The sequence below is a fragment of the Streptomyces caniscabiei genome, from assembly GCF_014930365.1.
Classification (GTDB): Bacteria; Actinomycetota; Actinomycetes; order Streptomycetales; family Streptomycetaceae; genus Streptomyces; species Streptomyces caniscabiei.
Genome location: NZ_JABXWI010000015.1, coordinates 1 through 23,861, shown reverse-complemented (window position 1 = coordinate 23,861; position 23,861 = coordinate 1). Strand labels below are relative to the sequence as shown.

The following is a 23,861-nucleotide window of genomic DNA, read 5'->3' as shown; positions in this document are numbered from 1 at the left end:
ATCTTTCTGCAAGGACTCCTAAAAGCGTCAGGCCCCTGCGGGCCTGAAAGACCACGGCCGGGCGGGCCTGAAGACGGCAGCCGGGCGGGCCGAAGGGCGGCGGCCGGGCGGGCCGGAAAGCGTGGGGCGCAGCCCCTGCTTTTCAGGGGCGCGGGGAACTGCGCGAGAAGCCCCACCGGACCCGCACCCGCCAACGCACCCGAACCCCCGAGCTATCAGGCGCCCGGCACAGCGGCGCAGCCCGACCGCATTACCGTGAACCCATGCTCCCGAACGCCCCCGGCGCGGTCGCCGCCCCCGCGCCCGCGCCGCCCGAAGCCGTCGCCCCCCTGATGCGGGGCATCACCGTGCTGCGCCGGCTCACCGAAGCGGACGGCACGCTGAGTCCGAGCGCGCTGGAGAAGGCGACCGGGCTGGCCCGTTCCACCGTGGACCGGATCACGGCGACCCTGGCCCGCATGGGCTACGTACGGCTGGACGGCCGCGACGCGGTCCTCGCCCCCCGGCTGATGGAGCTGGGCAACGCCTATCTGGCCGCCCTCCGCCTCCCCCGCCTCCTGGACGCCCACGCGGACGCCCTCGCCGACGAACTCGACGAGTCGGTGTCCCTCGCGGTCCGCGACCAGGACGGCGTCCGCTTCATCCACCAGGCCACCCGCCGCCGCGCGATGTCCCTCAGCTTCCGCATCGGCGACCTCCTCCCCGCCGAACGCACCGCGCCGGGCCCCCTGTTCGCCACCGAGTGGGAGTCCGGCGACTGGGCCCGGTGGCACGCCCGCCGCACCGCCGACCCGGAGGGCCACGGTTTCCCGGCGGTCCCTCCGCGCGGCGGCGCCTACGACGACTTCGAGGACCGTACGGCCCGGGCGGGCGCCCAGGGGTGGGCGCTGGACGACCAGTTGATCGAACCGGGGCTGGTGGCGGTCTCCGTACCCGTACGGGATCCCCGTACGGGACGGATCGCGTGTGTGGCGAGCGTCGTCAGCCACACGAGCCGGCACACCGCGGACGCGCTGCGCTCGACACTGCTGCCCCGGCTGCGCGCGACAGTGGCGGAGATGGAACGAGAGCTGCGGGCAGCGCGCGACCCGCGGGAGCCGAAGGGGATGGGCGGTGCCGTCGTCGGGGGCGACGGGGCGGCGGCCTCGGGGCTCGCCGCCTGGACGGGTGCCTCCAAGCAGGAACTGGGCCGCGAGTTCGTCGAGTCGCTCGCCCGGGGGCTCACCGTGATCACCTCGTTCGGCAAGGGCCGGGCCGAGCTGACGCTCACCGAGGTCGCGCAGGCCACCGGGCTCGCGCGGGCGACGGCCCGGCGCGCGCTGATCACCCTCGAACACCTCGGGTACGTCGAGTCGTACGACCGGGTCTTCCGTCTGACACCCCGCGTGCTGGGCCTCGGCTTCCCACCCCTGTCGATGCTGCCCCTCTCCGCGATCGCCGCGCCCCACCTGGCCGAACTCTCCGCACGGCTCCACGACTCGGCGTCCCTCGCCGTCCTCACCGGGGGCGCGGAGGAGGTGCAGTACACGGCGCGGGTCGCCACCAGCCGCATCATGAGCGTCAACATCACCCTCGGAACGCGGCTGCCGGCGTACGCGACGTCCCTGGGGCGGGTGATCCTCGCCGACCGGCTGCCCGAGGTCCCCCTGCCGGAGCGTCTCGACCCGTTGACCCCGCACACGGTCACCGACCGGCGGCAACTGCTGACCGTCCTGGAACGCGTACGGGACACCGGGTACGCCCTCGTCGACGGGGAGTTGGAGGAGGGGCTGCGGTCCATCGCCGTACCGGTGCGGGAGCGCGGCGGACGGGTCGTCGCCGCGGTGAACGTCGCGATGCACAGCAGCCGGCGGTCGATCGAGGAGTGCGTGACGGCAGTCCTCCCCGAGATGCGGGACGCGGTGGGCCGGATCGAGGCGGAGCTGGCGGTGGCGGGCATGTTCCGACGCGTAGCGGAAGTCTGACCTCCGGGAGAAGCGGGCTGCGGGCTGCGCGGGGTGGGCTGCGGGCTTCTGCGGGCTTCTGCGGGCTGCGCACGCCGTACGCTGTTCGTGTCGGCCGTACGCCGGTCGCGTCAGCCGTACGCAAGGAGAGGAGACGCATCCCCATGGCAGCCGAGAAGCCGGTCAGGAAGCAGGAGGGGATCCGGTCGGTCTGGACCCGGCCCCGGACAGGGCGGGAGCAGCCCGCGCTGAGCCGGGAGCAGATCGTGGCCGAGGCGCTGCGGCTGCTCGACGAGGAGGGCATCGACGCGCTGAGCATGCGCAAGCTCGGCGCCCGCCTGGGGGCCGGCGCGACCTCCCTCTACCGCCACGTCACCAACAAGGACGAGCTGCTGGAGCTGGCCGTCGACGAGATCTACGGCGAGATCGAGGTGCCCACGACCCCCGCTGCGGCGAACTGGCGCACCGACACCGCGAGTTGCGCCCACAACCTGCGCACCACGATCCTGCGCCACCCGTGGCTCGCCTCGGTGCAGGGCGAGTTGGGGATGTCCTATCTCGGCCCGAACTGGATGCGGGTCTCCGAGGCCATGCTGAGGGTGCTGACCACCGCCGGGTTCCCGGCCGACGAGGCCGACCGCGCGCTCACCACGGTCGTCGCGTACGTCACCGGCACGGCCACCACCGAGGCCGCCTGGCTCAACGTCCTCGCCCGCAGCGGGCAGGACGAGCAGAGCATGGTCGAACAGCTGTGGCCCGCCGCCGAACAGGCCGCCCAGGACTATCCGCTGCTGCGCGAGGGCTACGCCGAACAGCGCGGCGCGGATCCCCGGGCGGCCCGGGAGGAAGGGTTCCAGTACGGCCTCGACCGGGTCCTGGACGGCTTGGCGACCCGGCTGAAGTGACCCGGAGGACACCTCCCCCCACTTTCTGCTCCCCCAACCCTCCCTCCCCTCCTATCCGTTGACGCCCGTGTACTTGCTGAGGCTCCAGTTCCAGAGCAGGCGTGACAGGACGAAGGCGGTGAGGCCGATGAAGGGGGAGGCGACCGCGAGCACCTCCGGTACGCCCATCGCGTCTCCGTGACCGGTCAGCACACCGGCCGGGAAGTAGGCGATGAACGCGAGCGGTACGACGAAGGTGAACGCGGCGGACGCGGCCTTCGGCAGGATGCTCAGCGGGTAGCTGCCGAAGGTGCCCATCAGCTCCTCCAGCCACTGGCTCCAGTACGACGTGGCCGGGAAGTGGAACGCGGCGGCGGCCAGGGCGGTGAAGAGCGCCGCCTCCACGAGCATGCCGCCGAGGACGCCGGCCACCACGTACGTGATGCGGCCGGCGGTCCAGTCCAGCGCGCTGCGCTGGAGCGCGGCGACGAACAGACCGACCGCGACGACCAGGTCGCCGATGGCGTTGACCGGGAAGAACGTCAGCTGGACCTGCCGGTAGACCGGCATCGGGCGGATCAGACAGGGGTCGACGACTCCTTCCTGGACGAGCATGTTCATGTACTGGATCCGGCCGAGGAAGAGCACGTAGAGGCCGTGGGCCAGCATGCGCATGCTGGCGATGAGCAGCACGTCGGAGCTGGACCAGCCGCCGAGGCCGGGGAACCGGGTGAGCAGGACGGAGGCGAAGACGACGATGGAGACCTGCCAGATCGCCCCGATGGCGATGCCCATCAGGAACTCGCCCCGGTACTCCAGCCGGGCCTTGAAGTTGAGCTTGGTGATCCGCCAGACGACCCGCCAGGCGTGCGCGGCCCCGTGGGGGATGTCTTGGGAACTCCCCTGGGTGCTGTGTGTGGTTGTGGTCTCCATGGTCATCCTCCCTGGGACACGACGCGACGGCCGGCCAGGTCCCAGAGCCGGCGGGTGAGCAGCGCGAGCAGGACGACCCAGACGGCCTGGACGGCCAACTGCCCGAAGGCGTCGCCGACCGCGATCCGGCCGACGTAGATGGAGAGCGGCACGCTGAGCGTCGCCTGGAACGGCAGGAACGAGCTGAGCGTGATGAACCAGTCCGGGAAGTACCAGAGCGGGGCGTACACGCCGGAGAGCAGGTTCTGCGCGAAGACGAGGATCAGCAGGGCCGCCTCGTTGCGCAGGGTCCAGAAGCAGAGCAGGTCGACCAGCATCATCACGTAGTAGAGGACGAGTTGGCCGAGCAGCATGCTCACCGCGAAGACCCCGGCGACGGTGGGGGAGGCGGGGAGGGGGACGACGCCCACGGCGAGACACAGCACGTATCCGGCGAACACCCAGCAGAAGCCGTACAGCTGGTCGCCGAGGGCGCGCAGGGCGTAGTAGCGCTGGGGCTTCATCGGCCGCAGGTACCAGTAGACGATCGTGCCGAAGCGCAGGTGCTGGATCACCATGTCGCGGCCCGCCTGCCGGTCGAGGCCGCGGATACGGTTCGCGAGCACGGCGAGTACGGCGTAGCCGACGGCCTGGGTCTCGTCGAGCCCGGCGCTGGAGTCGGTGTTCGCGTACAGCCCGCGCCAGAGGTAGACGACCAGGCAGACCTGGACGAAGAGCCGTATGGCAGTGGCGGACATCCGGGGCGGCGCGAGCAGTTCACCACGGGGGGTGATCCAGGAGACGCGACGGGCACGGGAGAGGGCGGCGGTGAGGGTGGTGGGGGTGGGAGTGGAGGGGGTGGGAGCGGAGGGGGTGGTGGCGGCCATGGTTCAGCTGCCCTCGGGGGTGGTGGGGGAAGGGGGGCCGGGGGTGCGGGCGGAGGCGGAGGCGGAGACGGTAGCCAGGTGCTGCTCCTCTTGATCCACCTGGCCTTCCTCTCGATCCCCCTGGGGCGGTACGTCGCTGAGGTAGGCGGCGCGCATGACGTCCTCCAGGTCGTTCTCCTCCAGCGCGAGGTCCGCGACCCGGAACCGCCCGATGATCACCTTGAGGGCCTCGTGGACGGTGGGCGCGTCCTCCCCGACCGGCCCGAAGACGACCCGCGGCCCTTCGCGCCGCAGTACCCCGATACCGCCGAACCCGGGCAGCGCAACGGGACCGCCGCCCCCTTCGCCCTGCTCGACGGCCTCGACGTCGGCCGGGTCGGCGAGGGTGGCGCGGACCTGCCAGGTGCCGCCGAAGCGCCGCCGGATCTCCTGGAGGGAGCCGTCGAGGACGATCCGGCCGTGGTTGATGAGCACGACGCGTTCGGCGAGGCGTTCCACCTCGGTCATGTCGTGCGTGGTGAGCAGGACGGTACGGTCGCGCTCCTCGACCTGGTGCCGCAGGAACCGCCGTACCTGCTCCTTCACCACCACGTCCATGCCGATGGTGGGTTCGTCGAGGAAGACGACGGGAGGATCGTGGAGCAGGGAGGCGGCGAGATCGCAGCGCACCCGCTGCCCGAGGGACAGATGGCGGACCCGGGTGTCCCAGAACCCGGAGAGTTCGAGGAGCCCGTCGAACTCCTCGATGCGCTCGCGGAACCGTGCTTCGGGAACGCCGTAGATGTCCCGGAGGATCTCGAACGACTCCCGGGCGGGGAGGTCCCACCACAACTGCGTGCGCTGCCCGAAGACGGCCCCGATGTTGTGGGCGTTGCGCTCCCGGTCCCGGTGCGGGACGACACCGGCGACGAGTGCCTCGCCCGAGGTGGGCGTGAGGATGCCGGTGAGCATCTTGATGGTGGTGGACTTGCCGGCCCCGTTGGGACCGAGGAGCGCGAGCAACTCCCCTCTGCCCACACTGAAGTCGACGTCCTGCACGGCGACCTTGTCCACACGCCGCGGACTGACGAGCGATCTGAGCGCCCCCACGAACCCGGGTTGCCGCACGGTCGTCTGGAACACCTTGGACAGCCCACGCGCCTCGATCACCGCGGACAACGGCGCCACTCCCCTTCACCCGACCCGCTCGACATCACACGCACCACTCCGTCCGAAATCCCGGACACCATTCGAATCACTTCGCAGCACCTGGCGAACCACCTGGCCGAACGCCCCGGAACGCCAGCCGGACTCCACTCGGAACCCCGCTCGTGACTCGCCTCGGAAGTCCACTCGGAACGACTGCGGCATGCTAGGCCCGCAGACGCCCCCGGCAAACCGATTTCTCGACCGCCCGGACCTAACTACCCACCCCACCCACCGGGCACCTTGCCTTCGTCAGCCTTCGCGCAGGAGAGTCCGGTGACGTGTGCACCGGGCCGGCCTTGTCAGGGCTTCGGGGCAGTGGTGTGGGTACGCCGGTAGTGGTCGTAGTCGCTGGTGTGCTCCTCGGCCCAGTTCTGAAGGTGTTGCAGTGCGGCGGTGGCGCCGCGGGCGAGGTCGGTCAGGGCGTACAGCACCGTCGGTGGGCGGTCGGCGTGCACGGTGCGGGTGATCAGGCCACCGGCTTCGAGGTCGCGCAGGGTCTGCGCGAGCATCTTGTCGCTGACACCGCCGGCACTCCGGCGCAGCTCGGACCAGCGTTGCGGGCCGTCGATCAGGTCGACCAGGACCAGGGTGGCCCACCGGGCGGTGACCAGGTCGAACAGCTGCCTGCTCAGGCAGGCGGGATTGCGGACGTTGCCTCGTGCACTTTCCTGCACGTGCTCACCTCACCTAAAGGTATGTACTTCCCTCGAGAAAGTAACTCAGTCAGAGTGAGCGAGCCAACCGCTGATCGTCAAGGAGTACTTGTGGTAACCGACGTTGCTGTGCCCCGCGCCGCGAACACTGTGACGGTGCTCGGCGGCCCCACCGCCCTGATCCGCCTGGCCGGATGGACGCTGCTGACCGACCCGACCTTCGACGCCGCCGGCACCGAGTACCAGGACGGCCCGGTCTCGGTGCGCAAGACCGCCGACCCGGCGCTGAAGCCCTCGCAACTGCCCGCTCTCGACGCCGTCGTGGTCAGCCACACCGGGCATCTGGACAACCTCGACACCGCCGGGCGTACGGTGGCCTCCGCTGCCTCGCAGGTGTTCACCACCGTCGCCGGCGCCACCGATCTCGGGGGTGCAGCCGTCGGCCTGGAGCCCTGGCAGACCCGGACCCTGTCGAAGCCGGGCCGCACGCCGCTGAACATCACCGCGGTCCCCGCCCGCCACGGGCCCGTCGGCACCGAGGACCTCACCGGTCCGGTCACCGGCTTCCTCCTGCACACCGACGACGGCTCCGCACCGAGCGTGTACGTCTCCGGTGACACCGTCGACCTGGACGCGATGAGCGCCCTGGCCGACCGGTACCACATCGACGTGGCGCTGCTGCACCTGGGCGCGGCCGGCTTCGAGGCATTCGGTGACGTACGGCTGTCGCTGACCGCGGTCCAGGCCGTCGAGGCCCGCAGCCTGCTCGGCGACCCCCTCGTGGTGGCCGTGCACGCCGAGGGCTGGGCGCACTACACCGAGGACCGCAGCCACGTCCAGCAGGTCTTCGACGGCGTCGGCGTCCCGCTGTGCTGGCCCACCCCCGGCGAGCCCGTCACCCTGCCCGACCCGCACACCCGCTGACACCTCACCCAGGGCCGCCGCCGGCGCACCGGCCCGCTCCTTCTGGGCCGCAGCTTGTGGGGCTGACGCCGCGCACCACCGGTCAACGACTCACGCGGATCCGCCTGTAGCCGACCCGCCCGTCCGTAACGAAGAAACGAAAAGAAAAGAAAAGGAAAGAACATGAAGCCGGAAGCCGTGCACGAGCGCTTCGCCCAGTACCTCAAGGACCGGGACCTCGACGGACTGGGTTCCCTGTTCGACGAAGACGCCATGTTCGTACCGGGACCGGGACAGGAGCCGGTCTACGGCAGGGAAAGCATCAAGGAAGCGCTGAAGCCCTACCTCGCCGCGCCCAGCACCATGGAGGTGCTCGCCACGTCGGTCCATCAGAACGGCGACCTGGCGATGGTCCAGCCATCCTGGCGGATCACGAGCGAGAGCGGCATCGTGGAAGGCAAGGCGGTCGAGGTGATGAAGAGGACGAGCGAGGGGGACTGGGTCTACATCATCGACAACCCCTACGGCGTCTGATTCGCCTCATCCCGGCATCACCGTCGGGCGACGGAACCCCGTCACGGCAGCGGGGGCCGTATCGGCGTCCTCGATGCGGCCCCCGCTGCACTGGCCCACCCCGGGTCGGCCCGTCACCCTGCCCGACCCGCACACCCGCTGACACCTCACCCGGTGCCGCCGCCGGCATACCGGCCCGCCCCTTCCACGCCGCCGCAGACGCGGGAGCGGCTGCGGTCACCGCACTGCGCGAGGGCCTCGCCACCGTGCCGGACAAGATCATCAGCGCGCACGACAGCGCCCGGCAATTTCTGCGGCTGACGCCGCGCACCACCGGTCAACGACTCACGCAGATCCGCCTGTAGCCGACCCGTCCGTCCGCAACGAAGAAACGAAAAGAAAAGGAAAGAACATGACACCGGAAGTCGTACACGAGCGCTTCGCCCAGTACCTCAAGGACCAGGACCTCGACGGACTGGGTTCCCTGTTCGACGAAGACGCCATGTTCGTACCGGGACCGGGACAGGAGCCCGTCTACGGCAGAGAAGGCATCAAGGAAGCGCTGAAGCCCTACCTCGCCGCGCCCGGCACCTTTGAGATGGGGGCCGCGTCGGTCCATCAGAACGGCGACCTGGCGATGGTCCAGGTGCCCTGGCGGATCACGGGCGAGGACGGCACCCTGGAAGGAAAGTCGGTCGAGGTGATGAAGAGGACGAGCGAGGGGGACTGGGTCTACATCATCGAAAACCCCTACGGCGTCTGATTCTCGTCATCCCGGCATCACCGTCGGGCGACGGAACCTCGTCACGGCAGCGGGGGCCGTATCGACATTCTCGATGCGGCCCCCGCTTGCTGTCCGGCGTCGATGCCACAGTCATGATCCGGCGTGGTCCGGGCGCAGTCGGCTGGTGAGGGTGAGCAGGTCTTCGACGTGGCGTTGCACGGTGAAAGCTCCGCTGCCGGCGGTGAACAGGCCGGTGCCGGCGAAGTCCACGCGGGCACCGGCTGTCACGGCGCCGAGGAAGGCTGTGCCGGTGAACCGCCGGTACAGCAGTGCTTCGTCGGTGCCGACGGGGATGAGTCGTTCGATGATGGGCCGGCCGTCGGGAGATGCCGTGGCCAGTGCGGTCAGCAGCATGACAAGGACGTCGCGGTCGCTGGCTTCGTCGCCGAAGCCTGCGGGGCGGTTGTGGTCGTGGAAGTCCTCGGCCAGGTGGGCCTGTACGCGTTCGGGGCCGAAGGGACGGGGCGGGGGACGAGCAGTGGCCGAACGCCTCGGGCGAGAGGTTCGTAGGACACGCGTCGGCCGAGGTGGTCGGTGATGGCCTGGGCGAGGTCGGGACTCGTGATCCCCGGGTGCTGTCCCACGGCGATCGTGCCGGTGATGTCGGGGCGATCGAACAGGGCAGCGGCGACGTCGGCGTTGTCCGAGATCGGCGGCAGAAGCAGGTTCTCCAGGAAGAGCCGCGGAGCGATCACCGCGTGCGACAGACCGGTTCCTGTCCCGCTCCCGGTATGAACATGGCGTCTTCGTCGAACAGGGATCCCAATCCGTCGAGGTTCTCCTTGAGGACCAGTGGGTGTGCGGCTGCAGGTGAGATCCGTGCACCCGCCCCGAAACACCGTCCGCACCAGCTCGTTGACATCCTTCACGCGAGTGTCAACGACCCTCACGACTCTCGTTACCACCGCATGGAGACAGGGCCGTCGATGAGAGACTCCGTCGGCAGGTCGTCGGCTACGCCTACGGCCGGGGCGGGCGGGAGACCGGCAGAGCTCGCCCCCGGCCGACCACGGGCAGCGTGGGTGCCGGGCCGGGCCGGCACCCACGGCATTACTCCCCGCGCGCGCCCGCCTGCCGGGTGACCGAGCGCAGCAGGGGGCGGCTCAGGCCGCCGGCCGCGAGAATCCCGCCGACCCCGGCGGCGCAGCACACCGCGAGAACGGTCAGGCCACGTGCGTCGAACGACGAGTCGCCGCCGGCCAGCATCATCGAGCCCCCGCACAGCAGCCCGGCCGCGACGGCCCCGCCCGCCAGCACGGTGACCGGGATGAGTGTCTCGCGGTTGCGGGCGGCGTCCAGGACGCGCAGCGGGGTTCCGGCCAGGTGCAGCAGGGCGTAGGTGCGGCGGCGATCCAGGACGGCGGCGGCCGCGGTGATCCCGGCCGAGGTGATGGCGACCGTGAAGGTCACCACGAGCACCACCCGGGTGAGGGTCGTGAAGTCCTGGGTGAACTGCGTCTCGGACCAGTTCACGTCGATGGTGGTGAGCGGGTACTGGTCCGGCATCAGGCCGGTCAGCGCGGTGCGGGCACGGTCCAGTTCGACCGGGCCGCCGGAGACGGTGGCGGTGACCTGACGGCTGTCGTAGGGAGCCGTGGCCACGAAGCCGTCGTCCACGCCCACCACGGCGCTCACCCCTGCGTCCCGCAGACGCTGTTCGGCCTGTTTCCGCACCTGCGCCACCTTGTGGACCGGAGCCGCGATGGCGAGCTGGTCGGGCCGTCCTCCCCACGGGGGAGCGGCGTCCAGGGTGAGCAGGGCGAAGAACCCGGCGACGAAACCGGCCAGGGTGAGTCCGGAGACGATCCGCCAGGCTGCTTTGGGATCGTCCAGCAGCCGGCGCCCGGCCAGCAGTGTCGCCGGCCGCTCGGCCAGGGCGGTGACGATCCTGCCGAGCAACCGGACCACCCACGGCCCGATCACGGCCAGCGCCAGGAAGACCGCGGCGAACGCGTACAGCGCGAGGGAGTCGTCGCTGCCGTATTCCTTGCTGATCCAGCCGTATACGGCGACGACGGCCACGAAGACCACCGCCCGCACGACGCTCGCGCCCCGGCTGCGGGAGCGGCGTGCCACGCCCAGCGGGCCGACGACCACCTGACGGAGTCCGGCGAGCGCGCTGACCACGACCAGCGCGACCACCCCGGCCATGACCGCCAGCAGTGGCAGCGCGCCGATCCACAGGTCGGCCGGGTACCAGGCGCCTCCCGCGAGCGGCAGACTCGCCGCCGGCGGCAGCAGCACCGCGTACCCCACGGCGCCGAGCAGTGCCCCGGCCGCCCCGGTGAGCAGTGCCTCGGCGGCCGTCATTCCGGCGACACGGCCCGGCGTGGCACCGATCAGGCGCAGCGCGGCGAGGCGCTGGTCGCGGCGGGAGACCGACAGGCGTGCGGCGGAGGCCGCGAGCACCAGCAGCGGAACGATGACGAGGATCGTGGCGACCCGGGCCAGGGCCTCGTACGCCGTGCCCGTGCCGTCCGTCAGCGGCGCGCCGGTGAAGGAGGCGACGCGGGTGGGGGAGACGATGTCGCCGGCCCGGCGCGGGTCGGGCGCGCGGTCGGCGGTGACCGCCGGGTCGCCGGGGCGGTGTCCGATCACCGCGACGAGTTCGCCGGGGTGGGCCAGTGCCGCGCGGCCCAGGGTTCCGGTGGGCGTGCCGGGCACCGGATGGCGGTCGGCGGGCAGCCGGTCGAGCAGGGCGCCGAGCGCCGGGGAGACCCACAGTTCGCCGGGCGCGGGGAAGCGGCCGAGGCCGGGCGGGGCGGGAGCGGCGCGGCCGGGCAGTCGCGCGACGTCCACGACCGTGACGGGCTCGCTCCCGGTGAAGGTGGTCCCGACCGCCTCGACCGCCACGGGGCGGGAGGATTCCACGGGGTTGCGCCAGTCGGTGCGGTCCGCGCGGTGCTGGAAGCCCAGGTTCATCGCGACGCTCAGCAGGAGCAGGGCGGTGGACACGGCCGCCGCCGCGACCGCGAGCCCGGTGGCGAGCAGGCCGGTGCGGCCGCCGGCCCGCGTGAGCCGCCAGGTCAGTGCCCAGGTGGTGCGGTCCAGTGTCCTCATCGCCGGTACCCCGCGTTCGCCTCGGCCCCGGTGCCCGTCCCTGCCCCGGCCTCCGTCCCGGTGTGAGCCTCGGCCAGCCGGCCGTCACGCACCTGCACCGTGCGGTCGCACCAGCGGGCCACGTTCGCGTCGTGGGTGACCAGGACCAGGGCGGCGCCCTGGCGGCGGCTGACGTCCGTCAGCAGGTCGATGACCTCCATGCCGGTGGCCTGGTCCAACGCGCCGGTCGGCTCGTCGGCGAAGATCACCTTCGGCTTGCCGACCAGAGCCCGGGCGATGGCCACCCGCTGTGCCTGGCCCCCGGACAGCTGCCCGGGCCGCCGGCCCTCCAGACCCTGCAGTCCCAGGGGGCCGAACCACTGCCGGGCCTGCTCGACGGCCGCCCGGCGTGGCGTGCCGCCGAGCATCAGCGGCAGGGCGACGTTCTCGTCGGCGGGCAGTTCCGGCAGCAGCTGGCCGGACTGGAAGACGAAGCCGAACGCGGTGCGGCGCAGCTCGCTGCGGGCCGGCTCACGGAGCTGGTCGACGCGCTTGCCGTCGAGCAGCACCTCGCCGGAATCGGGCCGCTCGATCCCGGCCAGGCAGTGCAGCAGGGTGGACTTGCCGGAGCCGGACGGGCCCATGACGGCCAGCGACTCCCCGGCCGTCACGTCGACGTCGACGCCGGCCAGGGCACGGGCCATGCCGTAGGACTTGAACAGGCCGGTGCCGGTCAGGACGGCGGAAGCAGTGTTCATCGGGCGGACTCCCCGGAGGAAACGGTGATCATCGGATGCATGCCGTCCACGATCTGGGCGTACGCCACCCGGCGGGCTCGGCCGGACGGCCGGTTGTGAGGGCCGGACATCGGCCATTCGGCCGAGTCCGCGGGGAATCGCCTCTTCCGTATTCTGCCGAGCGTGTACACCGAGACTTCGCCGCTCCGCCGGGCGCTGATCGCCGCCGGCTGGATCCTGCTCAGCCTGCTGGGACTGCTCGACGTGTTCGCCGGTCGGGAACCCGACTACCGCTGGACGAGCTGGCTGCCGATCGTGTCCGGCCCGCTTGCCTGCACGGCGCTGTTGTGGCCCGGCCGTGGGCCCAAGACGCAGGTACGTGCCGTACTCGTCGCCGGCGGCTCGCTGGCCCTCACTATCGGGATTGGCACAGTCGCGGGCCCGGACGGTGCCGGTACCTGGGGGCTGCTTGAGGGCGTCGCTCTGCTGGTGCTGCTTTCCCGTGCGGTGGGGGATGTGCCGCGCCCGAGGACCGCGGCAGCCGTGTCGGCCGCACTGGCCGTGGCGGCCATCGCGATCCCGCTGCGCTGGCTGCCGAGGGACATCCAGACCGACAGCCAGACCGCCGTCAACTGGAGCCTGCTGATGACGCTGGGCGCCGGCACAGCTCTCGCCTGGGGCCTGCGCGCACGGCTGCTGAAGGAGCAACGGGCCCGCGACATCGCCGCCGTACGCCAGCGCCAGCGCCTGGAACTCGCCCACGACCTGCACGACTTCGTCGCCCACCACGTCACCGGCATCATCGTCCAGGCCAACGCCGCGCTGGCACTCCAGCACACCGCACCGGAACAGGTCGGACCGCTGCTGGAGAACATCACCCGGTCCGGATCGGAGACGCTGGACTCGATGCGCCGCCTGGTGCGGGTCCTGCGCGAGGACGACCACGAGGGCGTGCGGCCCGGCGAGGTGTGGGCGGAACTCGCCCGTCTGGTCTCGGCGTTCTCCGAAGACGAAGCCGACGTCCGGCTGCACGTCGCCGCGGCGGCCCGCGGGGCGCGTCTCGCCCCCGAGGTGGAGACCTCCGTGCACCGAATCGTGCAGGAGGCCCTGACCAACGTGCGCCGCCACGCGCACGGCGCCGTGGTGGCCGTACGGGTCGACATGGACGGGCCCCGGCTGCGGGTCGAGGTGCACAACACGGCACCGGCCACACGCCACCCCGGCCCGGTCGGCGGACGTGGCGGCTTCGGCCTGATCGGCCTGCGCGAACGCGTGGAAGCGGTGGAGGGCGCGCTGACCGCCGCCCCCACCGACGACGGCGGCTGGCGGGTGACCGCCGACTTCCCGATGCTGGCCGCCGTGGCAGGATCACCGGCGTGAACGACACGGTGATCCGCGTACTGATCGCGGACGACCAGGAACTGGTCCGCATGGGCTTCCGGCTGATCCTCGGCGCCCAGCCCGGCATCGAGGTGGTCGGCGAGGCCGCCGACGGCGCCGCCTGCGTGGAACTCGCCCGCCGGCTGCGACCCGACGTGTGCCTGGTCGACATCCGGATGCCGAAACTGGACGGCCTGGACGTCACCCGCGCGCTGGCCGGACCCGGCGTCCACAACCCGATGCGGGTCGTCGTGATCACCACGTTCGACCAGGACGACTACGTCCACACGGCGCTGCGCAACGGGGCGTGCGGCTTCCTGCTCAAGGACGCCCCGCCCAGCCTGCTGATCGAGGCGGTCCGGGCCGCCGCACGCGGCGACGCCCTGGTCTCCCCCGCCGTCACCGTCCGGCTGCTGAGGGAACTGTCCGCCACACGGCCCGCCCCGGACGCCGGCAGCCCGCTCACCGACCGCGAACTCGACGTGGCCCGACTCGTCGCGGTGGGTCGCACCAACCAGGAGATCTGCGAGCAACTCGTGGTGTCACTGTCCACGGTCAAGACCCACCTGGCCAACATCCAGCAGAAGATCGACGCCCGCAACCGGGTCGAGATCGCCGCCTGGGCCTGGGAGTCCGGCACGGTGCGAGAACGATAGGACCCGCTGCACAGTCGCTGCGGCCAGACCGGGAGTTCGACGTCGCGGAAAGGGCCGGCGGTTTCACCCTGGAGGCCGGTCGGTAGTCCGAGCACGGCTTCCGTCTCGCCGCCCGGACGATCGCGGAAGGTCAGGCGGGCTCCCAGGAGGCGTGTCTGGCCGAAAGGGCGGCGGCGCGGACGTCTGGTTCAGCGCGAACGGCTCACGACTGGTGCGGCGAGCCTCACTCACGGCGGGCCGTCCGGAATCGGGGCCGGCTGGACGACAGCAGGGGGTCAGTCACCGGGCGGACTCCGGCACGACCACCGGTTGTTCGGCCTCGGAACCAGCCGGAACGCCGATGCGCGACTGCCCGGGCCGCTGTGCTCTGTCCATGCGGGCCAGGGTGAGCGCGGCACTCATGGCCAGAACGACGAGGGCCGCGCCCGAGAGGAGGAAGGCGTCCTGGACTCCGGTGAGTGCGATGGTGGTCGAGGCCACGAAGGGGGAAACGGCCAGGGCTCCTGCCACTCCGGCCTCCCACAGACCCAACGCCTTCGCCAGATGGTGACTCGGTATGCGCTGCTGCACCAGCGCGATCAGCGGGATGTCCGTGAGGGCCGAGGCCAGCCCGGTGGCGATCAGGAGCACTGTGGCCCCGGCAGTGGAGGTGACGATCCCGAGCGGCGCACGGAAGATGCCGAGCAGGGCCCAGGCCAGCACCGCCGCCAGGGCGAGCCTGCGCATCCGCAGACCGGCCAACAGGAGCGCCCCCGCCACTTCCGCGACCCCGGCGACGCCCAGCAACAGCCCGTAGCGGCCGCCCTGCCCCACGACGGCGACCAGCCCCACCGTCAGGAAACCACTGGTCAGGGCGAGGGCGAGCACGAAGGTCACGATGACCACCAGCACGTCGGAAGCGGCCCGCACGGCCTTGAGCCCGGCGGCGAGGTCGGCCCATAGGCCCGCCTGGCCTGCGGCGAGGACGGGGCGGGTGACGCGGATGGCGGCCACGGCGCCCGCCGAACCGAGGAAGGTCAGTCCGTTGACCACCAGCGCCGCCCGCATGGAGCCGTGGGCCAGCAGCGGCGCGAGCATGAGCGGGCCGACGAAGAAGGCGGCCCGGAAGGCGACTTGCAGCAGCCCGTTGGCCTGTTGCAGACGGTCGGCCGGGACGATCTGCGTGACGATGGCGTTGCGGGCCGGGGCGAACGGGGCGCCGATCAGGGCCAGTAGCGCCGTTGTCACCACGAGCAGGGGCAGGTTCAGCAGGCCGAGGGACAGCAGCACCGCGGCCACCGCCACCACGGCGACCCGGGCCAGATCGGTGGCGATCATCAGCTTGCGGCGGTCGTAACGGTCGGCGTACGAGGCGGACACGAACGTGGCCAGGAACGCGGGCGCGAACGCGGCCACGCTGACCACGGCGACGGCCGTCGGGTCCTTCGTCAGCGTCCAGGCCAGCCAGGCGGTCGCGGCGGTGTACAGGCCGTCGCCGAAGCGTGAGACGGCCTGGCCGACGAAGAGAAGCAGGAAATCGCGGTCCCTGAGCAGTGACATGCCGCCACTGTCGGATCTCCTCGGGCACCTGATCCACTTATTAGGCAGATGGCTAATCAATGGGGTCGGCGGTATGCAGAAAGCTCTCCAGGCTGGGAGCGAGACCCGCCACCTGCCCGGGCAGGAGCCGGTAGAGGACGTAGTAGCCCTCACGGCGGCGTTCGAGCAGGCCCGCGTCCGCCAGGACGCGCAGGTGCTTGGACAGGGCGGCCTCGCTGACGCCGACGAGTGGAGCCAACTCCTGGGTGCTGCGCGGGCGTTCGGCGATCAGCCGGAGGGCACGCAGGCGGGTGTCGTCGGCGAGCGCGCGAAGCGTGCCGACGAGCTGTGCGGGGGGAATTCTGGGGCGGGCCTCCCGGGCGATCGAAGAGACGGGAAAGACGAGGCCGAGTGGCCAGGGGCCGTCGCAGTTGACCCGGACGTGCGGCCACACATAGGCGCTGGGGGCGAGCAGCAGGGTGTCGTCCGGGCCGATGGCGACCTCGTGGTCGTGGGGACGCTCCAGCCAGAAGCGTTCGGCCTGCCGGTCGCTGCGCACCTCCGGCCACAGGCCGCGGAGCATGCCGTACAGGCCGCGCTGTTCGATCTGGTGCCCGGCCTCGCTCACCCCGGCGGCCAGTTCCGGTTCGATCCGGGCCCATTCCTCCTCGAACGCCTCCCGCCAGTAGCGTTCCAGCATGCTCAGGAACCTTTCGAGGAGTGCGCGGGGGTCGTCCAGGAGCATCGCGGCCATCGCTTCGTCGCTCTCGCGCGCGGCGCGCTCGCGCAGCAGGCCGCGTGCGTCCGGTTCCCGCAGCGCGTGGGGGTCCCTGCCCTCGCCGCCGCCCGGCCACGGCGAAAGCAGCGGGATGGCGAACTCCATGCGGACCAGCTCCGGGTCCGCCGTGCGCAGGCCGGCCAGCTCGCTGCCGAAGTCCGCGAGCCCTCCGGTCGGCCGCGGAAGAGGAACTCGGGAAAGTACGAGCGCACCGCGTAGGAGAACGCCTCGATCTCCCGCTTCAGCGCCGGCGACAGCTTGCGCATCGCGCGTACCCAGCCGTGCTGGACGGGGTGGTGCTTGGGCTCCACCAGCACATGAAGGCTCAGTACGGCTTCCATCGCCGGCGAGTAGGCGAACCCCACCCGCTCCGCACCACCGGCGGGCACCCGGAACACGATCGTCATGACTCGCCATCCTCGCCGTCCGGCGTCCCCTGAGGGAGCGTGCCGCACGAGACGGTGGTCGGCGATGGTGACTGACGATGACCTGTGCGTCGTTCTCACCGGGGGCCCGCCTCGAGGTGGTGAGCGTGTCCCGCCTGCGGGCTGCGCAAGAGGCCCTACTTCCGCGGACCTGGCGATCAACGAGGCAGAACACCGCTTTTGAAGCGGAACTCGAGCCCGCCGACGCGGAGGAGCCCGACACGGAATCCGTGCCGAACGGTGTTGATCCGTTGGGAGACGCTCGGGAGGTCAACTCCCCGTCCGCTCACGCAAACGGCCCCGGACGAGGAGTCCGAGGCCGAATAGAGCGCCTCCCTGGGGAAGAAACCACAGGTCAGAGCGGTAACGCATTGTGCCCCCGGCAGGATTCGAACCTGCGACACCCGCTTTAGGAGAGAGGCTGGGTGGAAAGGTAGGTGACCTGCGGATACCCCGACCAAGCCAGTCGGCACGATGGTGCCTGCCGGTCACCCCTGTTGACCGCAGCTGACCCCTGTATCTGGCACGACTGTGGCACGCGACGCGTAGATGGCTCGAACCTGGCCCGGCGCCGCCTTGCCTGGTGATCAACCGCCGTAGCGGCTGCGTAAATCCTCGGTGATGCGCGACATCAGCCCGGTAGCGCCCTGCAACGGTGTCTCTCGAAGTGGACGCTCCACCTGGGGATCGTAGGCAGTCAGCCCAGTCTCCTTCTCGACGATGGCCGCAAGGGCGAAAACCTTGTCGAGTACGACCGCAGCGTCGTCCCCCGCATGCCAGTAGGGCACAGTGATGCTCACCTCGTCGCCGAAGACGGACAGGTCGATGCCGGTGCCCGAGTGACTCAGGTCCCGCGACTCCTGCCCATATTCCGTGATCTCTACTTCGCCCAGCAGGGTCCGAGCCTGCGGCACGATTCGGTCCCAAGCTTCAAGGAGGCGGCCAGGGATCGGCTCGCTCTCCCCAGCTGCGTCCTCCATGGCCTCCAGGGCGTCATCCCAGGACTGCCCTTCGCGTCGGCTCAAGAAGTAGATGTCGTAGCTCACCGCGCGATCGTAGACACTCGTACGTCCGGTGGCAGGACTTGAGGTCAGTTGCCGCCGGTGACTTGGCTGGTACCTCGGCTTGGGAAGCTGCGAGCATTCGAGGCGGGTTCGGGTGCTGACCTGGGCGAACGGCCGAGCTGAGTACCGGCGGTAAGGTCGTACGGCTCCCAGCTCGTCTACCTAGGTAGACGCAGGCTGCCTACCTAGGTAGATTGACGACATGTCAGAGGTGAGGATGACTCCGCACACTCAAACGGTGCTGCGTGCGCTCCTTGGACAGGGGGCGGACGGCGAACGCCGCTCGGTGGTGCTGAATGAGGGACTGTACGGACTGAAGCTGTCGGAGATGACCAGGCTGCCAAACGGCACCCTCTTCCCACTCCTTGAACGCCTCCGGCAGGCTGGCTGGGTCGAGCGGTACTGGGAGCAGGACCAGGCCGCTGAGACCGAAGGCCGCCCCCGCCGCCGCTACTACCGCATTACCCCCAAGGGTGCCGAACGCGCCCCGCGCGCCCTCGCCGCAGCCACCGCCGCCGCGCCGGCCAGTGGCCGTCCCGGCGTCGCCCGACCCGGCCTCGTGGGAGGAGCCGGGTGAACGACTACGGGACCGGCAAGGAAGAGCCGGAGCATTCCCCATGGTTTCGGCTTGGTCGGGAGCCCCTGTGGAGGCGGCTACGCAAGCCCGTTCAACCGGCCGAAGACACAGAAGTCGGTTGCACTTGTATCACCGCGCTTCGGCTCTTGGCCTGGCTTCTACCCGGAGACGAGCAGACCGAGTGGCTGGAGGAGCAGCGCGGCTACCTGACGGACCTGCCTGGCCGCTGGTCCCAGTGGTCGTGGATCGTCATGCAGCTCCTTGCAATGCCGCGGTACGCGTACACGGTGCGTACCGACCGCTTCGGCTCGCTGCGGCGCGAGCCAGCCGATATGGATGCCCCACCTGTTTGGGGCCTGGCGAACCAGGTGGATCAGCTGGGCAGCCCCGCAGTGAGGCTGGCCTGGGCTGTGGCCGTCCTCGGTTCCGAGGCGACGCCGGCCCTGGCGGCGTCCCTGGCGGCGCTCGGCACGGCCGAGGCCGTGAAGGCGGCGGACCTGCTGCGGTCCGAGCGGATTTTCACCGACGGCCCGATGCCGAAGTTTGGGCACCCGCTCATCGCCACGACGGTCTACCAGACCATTCCGTGCAGCGTGCGTCATGCGATGCATGACAAAGCCGCCTGGGACTTGGTGGATGCGGGGCACGGTCCGATGGCGACGGCGCGGCATCTGCTGGAGACCCAGCCCGACGGTGACCGCTGGGTCGCGCAGCAGCTGCACGACGCGGCCCGGGAGTACCAGCGCCGCGGTGCTCCCGAAGCCGCGCGGCGCTGCCTGAGCCGCGCGCTGCGCGAACTCGGCTTGTCGACACTGGAGAAGGGGTCGGAATGACAACTCCGCACCCGTCGACTCCCCCGACCGCGCCGGACTCGTCGAGTCCGGAGGTCGAGCCGCTACTGAGTCAGCGCGCTGTCGTGGTGTTCCTCGCTGCCGCATTCGTCGGTGCCGTCGTCGGCGTTCTGACTTACTTCAGCGCGGGCCAGGTTGCAGCCGCCTTGCTCGCTGGCCTGACAGGCTTCGGCACCAGCACTCTCGGCCTGCACAAACTGATCGGCAACTGACCGCCTGCGGGCGTTCCGTGACCCGAGTTGCCCAGATTTCTTCCAACGGGCCTGGAAACCACTCAGAGGTCTGACCGCTATGCGAACCAGCCTCCTGCCCTGGTGTTTCACTGTCGGGGTGGCGGGATTTGACCCGCGACCTCTTCGTCCCGAAGCAACTTGGGTGGGCGCTCGGCCTTGGGCTGGTGCACCCCTCACCTGCGCTGATGGTCCGCCGACGTCCACGCTTGTCCGCCGTTGTTCGTCGGCGTTGTCACGCGGTTAGACACTCCAGGGTTCCGGAGGGCGCGATACAGTGCGCGCCGTGGACATACCCGGCTGGTTCGTCTGGCTCGCTCTTGGTCTGGCCGTCTTGCAGGCCCTCGGCCTCGTTCCCGTCATCCGCCGACTGCGCGGACCCGACTCGTCAGTGCGCTTCGAGGCTCGCCTTGACCTGCTGGACGTCGTCAGCTCCATACTGCTCCTCGGCGGCCTGCTGCTGAGTCTCGCAGTGGAAGAATCTTGGTTCTGGCTCACCCTCACTGGCTTCGCGCTCATGACTGCCGTCTACGCCGTAAAGGCCGCCCACTGGCTCCGCGCTCGCCGCCGTCCCACGGCCTGATCCAAACGACAGACGCTAACCGCTCGGTGCACTACTTCTTCTTGCCCTGGGTTTGCCGGGGATCTTGGTGAGCTGGGTTTTTGCTGGTCAGGGGCTATGGGTTCGTGCGCCTGGTGGTCGTCGTTGGTCGTCATTGGCTACTTTCGAGCGGCCTTGGACGGCCCAGCTTCGCCCGGTGCGGGGGCTCGTTCGGCTGACGGCCGGCGTCTTCGTCGCAGCGCGCCTCAGCCTCAGCCGACGAAAGCCCGCCACGACGGCGCGTCAGCCGACCGCCCAGGCGCGCGTGTGCCTCGCTGCACCCCCACCGGCATTCAGCCACGCTATTGGTGCCGTCGACCAGGGCAAGCCGCGACGGTCGGCCCGCGAAGGCGACTCGGGGGCATCCCCCCCCCTCAAAGTGGCGTTGGCTGACCAAGTGCCCACGCTGCTTGGAGTGGCGATAGGCGCTGCCACTTCTTACCTATTCACTGCAGTCACCGAGGGCGTTCTCGTTGGCGTCGTCAGCGAGCGGTCAGGTGGGATGAGCGTCGTCTGTCGGCGTATACGAACTACGCCCGGGCCGTGAAGGAGGTCTGCATGGTCAGCCTCCGCCTTGCCGCCGGTCGGGAGCTTACCGACTACCCCCTCACCGTTGGAACCCACGTCAGCGGTCCTTGAGGAGGCAGCGGCTGCCGAAGACCGGCGCGGTCACCTACTGAAAACCTCCCACTGTTGACCGACACGGATACGATCAGCGCCGCACGCGTCCTCAACTATGCCCTATGGCAGTTCTCTTGGACGGCGCACAGCAAGGTCCCGGCCAGCAGCAATCGCTCACGAAACGCCCGACGTTCGGAGATCAGCCCGCCACCCTGCGCGTACCCTATGAAGACGGCGTACCGCTCGGATCACGAGCAGTCAGATCCTCACGACACCACGCTTTGAAAGTCAGTAGGTGGACAACGACATCGCCATCTGACAACAAGTTGAGTGCAAGTGCCCCAGCTAGCGTGGCTGCCAAACGGCCGGCGTCCTACCTTTGGTTCTCGCGAAATCCTCAACGTGCTTCTGAAGGACATCGTAAATCCATCCAGAGAGTTGACCTACAAAGTCAACATCATATCTGATTTCCGCAGACGAAGCGGAGATGTGCGCGCCGCTGTGAGCGACCTCGTTCCTGATAGCCATAATGTTTTCAAGGCGATCCTTCGGATCGCCAACTTGCATTATAGTCATGCCAGGAATGGACGGTTGCTTGTAGCCAGACCTGCATTTGCCCTGCAGTACGCCCCACGGGTCGCGAATGCCGACAAGTTTCATTAGGTTCTTTACTGTCTCGGGCCCTGGATTCCCGCCAGTGTCAATAGCATGGTCTGCCCAGATGTCACCGGCCAAGAAACGCCTTGCCATGGCAAGGCCCCCGCTGAGCCGGTCGTTCGGTGTGCGCGCGACACCAAACCGCGTTCTTTGCAGAGCAGCGTTCATGCTCTGATGAACTATATGAACTTGAAGCTCTTCCGGGAGGTCTGGCAGCTGTAATGATGGAACCGCATGGGAGTGCTGTTCCAGTGCATAAGTGATTGCACTCTTAATGAATTCCTCAAATCGAGCACACAGCAACACCACGGCCCCGGAAAGGAGGGGGTTTACGCTGATTCGATGAGGATAATAGGTGAGGGATGCGTGTTTTACGGCTAGTGAATCCGCAAGGTTTAGGAGCTCATCTACGTCGGAAAGTTGCTTCATGAATGTCTGTCGAGGCACGTCTACTCCACGGCGTTGTGGAGCATGCCAATTAGGGATTCAATGCGATAGTGAATACTGTGCGGTGAGCTCGTGTGGATCCTGGTTGATTCGTTGAAGTATGCATTTTGAAGCAGTTCCTTCATTCCCTGCTGGATGGCTTCGGTATTTCTTTCGAGTTGGGCAATCGAGAAGCCGCGAACCGACAGCATTTGGGCATCATAAATGGGGACTGAGATTCTAGGTGATGGGCGTCCTGAGTTAGTGATCCTGCGAAATAGATGCGGGCCGAATGCTGCTGCGGCCTTTTTTAGCGTAGAAAGAAAGTCCTCTCTCAGCTCCTGCAGTTCGCCCAGGCTGGCGTACGCATTCTTAGACATGTGAGCATTCAGGGCGTAAGTCATGGAGCCCCTGAAGCTCGTCCATGAGTCGCGCAAGGTAAAGTACCGAAGGACTAGCTCAACATCCTTCATTGCCCGCCAAACGGCAGAGTAAGAATTCGTAGTGAAATTGAGCGCAGTGCGGAAATCATCGGACTCGGACAGCTCGACAAGAAGATCGTTGTATGGGCCAGAGAATGTGCTGTTCCGGACTTCTTGGGCGTTAAGTGGAACGCCGCCCATGTTCAAGCGCTGAAATAGATCATACTTCATTACGGGATCCGATAGGTGACTAATTACGGTAGCCCGCATAGTCGCTCTCGCGGCCAAAGTTCGCTGCATTCCCGGGTCGAGGTCGCTGAACTTTTTTCCGTTTGCTTCATAGAAAACTTCGAGTCCGGAAAGTGCATATCGATCTCCAAAGAAATCGACAATGGCAGCAATTCGGTGCATGCCGTCGATTACCGAGTACATCCCAGCCTCGTCTTCGTTCAAATAAATGGCTGGGACTGGGATATTGAGCAAGAATGATTCAATAAGCCTCGACTGGCGGTAGATGTCCCACCGCGGCCTGCGCTGATATCCGGGCGAAATATCTAGCTGCCCGTCCCTAACCAGAGATGTCAGCGTGTGCGCATTGAAGTCGAATGCGTACGTCATTAGCTCACGCTGTCCCCTTTCCCAACGTTCTCTAATCGCATTTCGGTCGCCTTCGTTTTGCGCCTCCTGGCCATTTTCATCTTCGATGATTTTACTGAGGGTGTTCTCTTCGGTATCGGCCATGCATGATTCCCTTGCCGTCTGGATGCTGCCTTGATGCTGGTGGCCCAGATGCTCCCACAACGGTTTCGTCCGTGTGGGTACTTGTCATCAAGATGGACTACTCACTATTGCACTCCCGGCGGGTGGACGTACGGGACTGCGGAGCCCGTCCATCGCTGGCTAAAGTCGCAGAGTGGGCCGACCCGCCACGAAGTACATCTTCTCTGACCGCACACGACTGGTCGCTGTCCGTGCGGCACGGGCGCCGGCCGGGCTGGAGCGGGGCGGAGACAGGAGCGCAGGCCCGGCCGGCGCCCGTGCCGCGCGCGGTGAGCGGAGCGAGCCGCCTTGAACCAGTAGAGAAAGTTGTAACTCAGTCGGCCTGCTGGGGCTTGTCCGATCCCGGTTGATGCTTGACAGTTCGATCCCAGCTGATGGTTGACGGTGGCCGTGATCGGCTTTTCTGTGCGCGTCGTTGCGGTGCGTGTGGGG

General features: G+C 68.9%; 22 protein-coding genes and 1 pseudogene. 11 read left to right on the top strand and 12 right to left on the bottom strand.

Annotated features, from left to right (window positions below; genetic code table 11):
- Positions 1-263 precede the first annotated feature (263 nt).
- Entirely contained in the window at positions 264-1,964 is a 1,701-nt protein-coding gene (locus tag HW837_RS35030; protein ID WP_193380342.1) for an IclR family transcriptional regulator domain-containing protein, read from the top strand.
- 143 nt (positions 1,965-2,107) lie between these two features.
- Complete coding sequence (locus HW837_RS35025; RefSeq protein WP_193380343.1) at positions 2,108-2,848, top strand: TetR/AcrR family transcriptional regulator; 741 nt, start codon at positions 2,108-2,110, stop codon at positions 2,846-2,848.
- A gap of 51 nt (positions 2,849-2,899) precedes the next feature.
- Here the strand turns inward: HW837_RS35025 and HW837_RS35020 are convergent, their stop codons facing one another.
- The 4 genes from HW837_RS35020 to HW837_RS35005 form a co-directional block, all read right to left on the bottom strand.
- The gene (locus HW837_RS35020; RefSeq protein ID WP_237270508.1) at positions 2,900-3,760 is read right to left on the bottom strand and encodes an ABC transporter permease; all 861 of its coding nucleotides are present in this window, start codon (positions 3,758-3,760) and stop codon (positions 2,900-2,902) included.
- A gap of 2 nt (positions 3,761-3,762) precedes the next feature.
- Positions 3,763-4,626 (bottom strand): ABC transporter permease, encoded by an 864-nt coding sequence (locus HW837_RS35015; RefSeq protein ID WP_390623602.1) that lies wholly within the window; start codon positions 4,624-4,626, stop codon positions 3,763-3,765.
- A gap of 3 nt (positions 4,627-4,629) precedes the next feature.
- Positions 4,630-5,784: an ABC transporter ATP-binding protein gene (locus tag HW837_RS35010; protein ID WP_237270507.1), complete on the bottom strand. Its 1,155-nt coding sequence runs from the start codon at positions 5,782-5,784 to the stop codon at positions 4,630-4,632.
- 329 nt (positions 5,785-6,113) lie between these two features.
- The gene (locus HW837_RS35005; RefSeq protein ID WP_193380344.1) at positions 6,114-6,488 is read right to left on the bottom strand and encodes a winged helix-turn-helix transcriptional regulator; all 375 of its coding nucleotides are present in this window, start codon (positions 6,486-6,488) and stop codon (positions 6,114-6,116) included.
- 90 nt (positions 6,489-6,578) lie between these two features.
- On the opposite strand from HW837_RS35005, the gene HW837_RS35000 reads away from it, so the two are divergent.
- From HW837_RS35000 to HW837_RS34990, 3 genes are all read left to right on the top strand, one after another.
- Complete coding sequence (locus HW837_RS35000; RefSeq protein ID WP_193380345.1) at positions 6,579-7,391, top strand: MBL fold metallo-hydrolase; 813 nt, start codon at positions 6,579-6,581, stop codon at positions 7,389-7,391.
- A gap of 162 nt (positions 7,392-7,553) precedes the next feature.
- Positions 7,554-7,904, top strand: coding sequence for a YybH family protein (locus HW837_RS34995; RefSeq protein WP_193380346.1), 351 nt, complete (start codon positions 7,554-7,556; stop codon positions 7,902-7,904).
- 391 nt (positions 7,905-8,295) lie between these two features.
- Positions 8,296-8,646, top strand: a complete 351-nt coding sequence (locus HW837_RS34990; RefSeq protein ID WP_193380347.1) for a YybH family protein — start codon at positions 8,296-8,298, stop codon at positions 8,644-8,646.
- 111 nt (positions 8,647-8,757) lie between these two features.
- Here HW837_RS34990 and HW837_RS34985 read toward each other — a convergent pair whose 3' ends face one another.
- The 3 genes from HW837_RS34985 to HW837_RS34975 all read right to left on the bottom strand — a co-directional run bounded on the left by HW837_RS34985 (position 8,758) and on the right by HW837_RS34975 (position 12,464).
- Positions 8,758-9,021: a hypothetical protein gene (locus HW837_RS34985; protein WP_193380348.1), complete on the bottom strand. Its 264-nt coding sequence runs from the start codon at positions 9,019-9,021 to the stop codon at positions 8,758-8,760.
- 696 nt (positions 9,022-9,717) lie between these two features.
- The gene (locus tag HW837_RS34980; RefSeq protein ID WP_193380349.1) at positions 9,718-11,727 is read right to left on the bottom strand and encodes an FtsX-like permease family protein; all 2,010 of its coding nucleotides are present in this window, start codon (positions 11,725-11,727) and stop codon (positions 9,718-9,720) included.
- Entirely contained in the window at positions 11,724-12,464 is a 741-nt protein-coding gene (locus tag HW837_RS34975; RefSeq protein WP_193380350.1) for an ABC transporter ATP-binding protein, read from the bottom strand. Before HW837_RS34975 ends, HW837_RS34980 begins: the two co-directional genes overlap by 4 nt.
- Before the next feature lie 162 nt (positions 12,465-12,626).
- Between HW837_RS34975 and HW837_RS34970 the strand changes: the two genes are divergently transcribed.
- Both HW837_RS34970 and HW837_RS34965 read left to right on the top strand, forming a co-directional pair.
- A complete protein-coding gene (locus tag HW837_RS34970) occupies positions 12,627-13,823 on the top strand; it encodes a sensor histidine kinase (protein ID WP_193380351.1) in 1,197 nt (398 codons plus the stop codon).
- Positions 13,820-14,479, top strand: coding sequence for a response regulator (locus tag HW837_RS34965; RefSeq protein WP_193380352.1), 660 nt, complete (start codon positions 13,820-13,822; stop codon positions 14,477-14,479). Before HW837_RS34970 ends, HW837_RS34965 begins: the two co-directional genes overlap by 4 nt.
- A 279-nt stretch (positions 14,480-14,758) precedes the next feature.
- Here the strand turns inward: HW837_RS34965 and HW837_RS34960 are convergent, their stop codons facing one another.
- The 3 genes and pseudogenes from HW837_RS34960 to HW837_RS34950 all read right to left on the bottom strand — a co-directional run bounded on the left by HW837_RS34960 (position 14,759) and on the right by HW837_RS34950 (position 18,246).
- A complete protein-coding gene (locus HW837_RS34960) occupies positions 14,759-16,018 on the bottom strand; it encodes an MFS transporter (protein WP_193380353.1) in 1,260 nt (419 codons plus the stop codon).
- A gap of 52 nt (positions 16,019-16,070) precedes the next feature.
- Positions 16,071-17,182: pseudogene (locus tag HW837_RS49715) on the bottom strand (ArsR/SmtB family transcription factor).
- A 605-nt stretch (positions 17,183-17,787) separates the two neighbouring features.
- A complete protein-coding gene (locus HW837_RS34950; protein ID WP_193383139.1) occupies positions 17,788-18,246 on the bottom strand; it encodes a hypothetical protein in 459 nt (152 codons plus the stop codon).
- Between the two features lie 346 nt (positions 18,247-18,592).
- On the opposite strand from HW837_RS34950, the gene HW837_RS34945 reads away from it, so the two are divergent.
- The 4 genes from HW837_RS34945 to HW837_RS34930 all read left to right on the top strand — a co-directional run bounded on the left by HW837_RS34945 (position 18,593) and on the right by HW837_RS34930 (position 20,505).
- Positions 18,593-18,841: a PadR family transcriptional regulator gene (locus tag HW837_RS34945; RefSeq protein WP_237270506.1), complete on the top strand. Its 249-nt coding sequence runs from the start codon at positions 18,593-18,595 to the stop codon at positions 18,839-18,841.
- On the top strand, positions 18,838-19,674 hold the full coding sequence (locus tag HW837_RS34940) for a hypothetical protein (protein WP_193383138.1): 837 nt from the start codon (positions 18,838-18,840) through the stop codon (positions 19,672-19,674). Before HW837_RS34945 ends, HW837_RS34940 begins: the two co-directional genes overlap by 4 nt.
- Entirely contained in the window at positions 19,671-19,904 is a 234-nt protein-coding gene (locus HW837_RS34935; RefSeq protein WP_193383141.1) for a hypothetical protein, read from the top strand. Before HW837_RS34940 ends, HW837_RS34935 begins: the two co-directional genes overlap by 4 nt.
- Positions 19,905-20,208: 304 nt before the next feature.
- The gene (locus tag HW837_RS34930) at positions 20,209-20,505 is read left to right on the top strand and encodes a hypothetical protein (RefSeq protein WP_193383137.1); all 297 of its coding nucleotides are present in this window, start codon (positions 20,209-20,211) and stop codon (positions 20,503-20,505) included.
- Between the two features lie 984 nt (positions 20,506-21,489).
- Here HW837_RS34930 and HW837_RS34925 read toward each other — a convergent pair.
- Both HW837_RS34925 and HW837_RS34920 read right to left on the bottom strand, forming a co-directional pair.
- Positions 21,490-22,230, bottom strand: a complete 741-nt coding sequence (locus tag HW837_RS34925) for a HEPN domain-containing protein (protein ID WP_193383136.1) — start codon at positions 22,228-22,230, stop codon at positions 21,490-21,492.
- Positions 22,231-22,250: 20 nt separating this feature from the next.
- Positions 22,251-23,390, bottom strand: a complete 1,140-nt coding sequence (locus HW837_RS34920) for a DUF262 domain-containing protein (RefSeq protein WP_193383135.1) — start codon at positions 23,388-23,390, stop codon at positions 22,251-22,253.
- Positions 23,391-23,861: the final 471 nt, after the last annotated feature.

Coding starts and splice junctions, on each gene's coding strand:
- HW837_RS35030 (WP_193380342.1), top strand. CDS start 264: ATGCTCCCGAACGCCCCCGGCGCGGTCGCCGCCCCCGCGCCCGCGCCG.
- HW837_RS35025 (WP_193380343.1), top strand. CDS start 2,108: ATGGCAGCCGAGAAGCCGGTCAGGAAGCAGGAGGGGATCCGGTCGGTC.
- HW837_RS35020 (WP_237270508.1), bottom strand. CDS start 3,760: ATGGAGACCACAACCACACACAGCACCCAGGGGAGTTCCCAAGACATC.
- HW837_RS35015 (WP_390623602.1), bottom strand. CDS start 4,626: ATGGCCGCCACCACCCCCTCCGCTCCCACCCCCTCCACTCCCACCCCC.
- HW837_RS34995 (WP_193380346.1), top strand. CDS start 7,554: ATGAAGCCGGAAGCCGTGCACGAGCGCTTCGCCCAGTACCTCAAGGAC.
- HW837_RS34990 (WP_193380347.1), top strand. CDS start 8,296: ATGACACCGGAAGTCGTACACGAGCGCTTCGCCCAGTACCTCAAGGAC.
- HW837_RS34985 (WP_193380348.1), bottom strand. CDS start 9,021: ATGCTGCTGACCGCACTGGCCACGGCATCTCCCGACGGCCGGCCCATC.
- HW837_RS34980 (WP_193380349.1), bottom strand. CDS start 11,727: ATGAGGACACTGGACCGCACCACCTGGGCACTGACCTGGCGGCTCACG.
- HW837_RS34975 (WP_193380350.1), bottom strand. CDS start 12,464: ATGAACACTGCTTCCGCCGTCCTGACCGGCACCGGCCTGTTCAAGTCC.
- HW837_RS34960 (WP_193380353.1), bottom strand. CDS start 16,018: ATGTCACTGCTCAGGGACCGCGATTTCCTGCTTCTCTTCGTCGGCCAG.
- HW837_RS34945 (WP_237270506.1), top strand. CDS start 18,593: ATGACCAGGCTGCCAAACGGCACCCTCTTCCCACTCCTTGAACGCCTC.
- HW837_RS34935 (WP_193383141.1), top strand. CDS start 19,671: ATGACAACTCCGCACCCGTCGACTCCCCCGACCGCGCCGGACTCGTCG.
- HW837_RS34925 (WP_193383136.1), bottom strand. CDS start 22,230: ATGAAGCAACTTTCCGACGTAGATGAGCTCCTAAACCTTGCGGATTCA.
- HW837_RS34920 (WP_193383135.1), bottom strand. CDS start 23,390: ATGGCCGATACCGAAGAGAACACCCTCAGTAAAATCATCGAAGATGAA.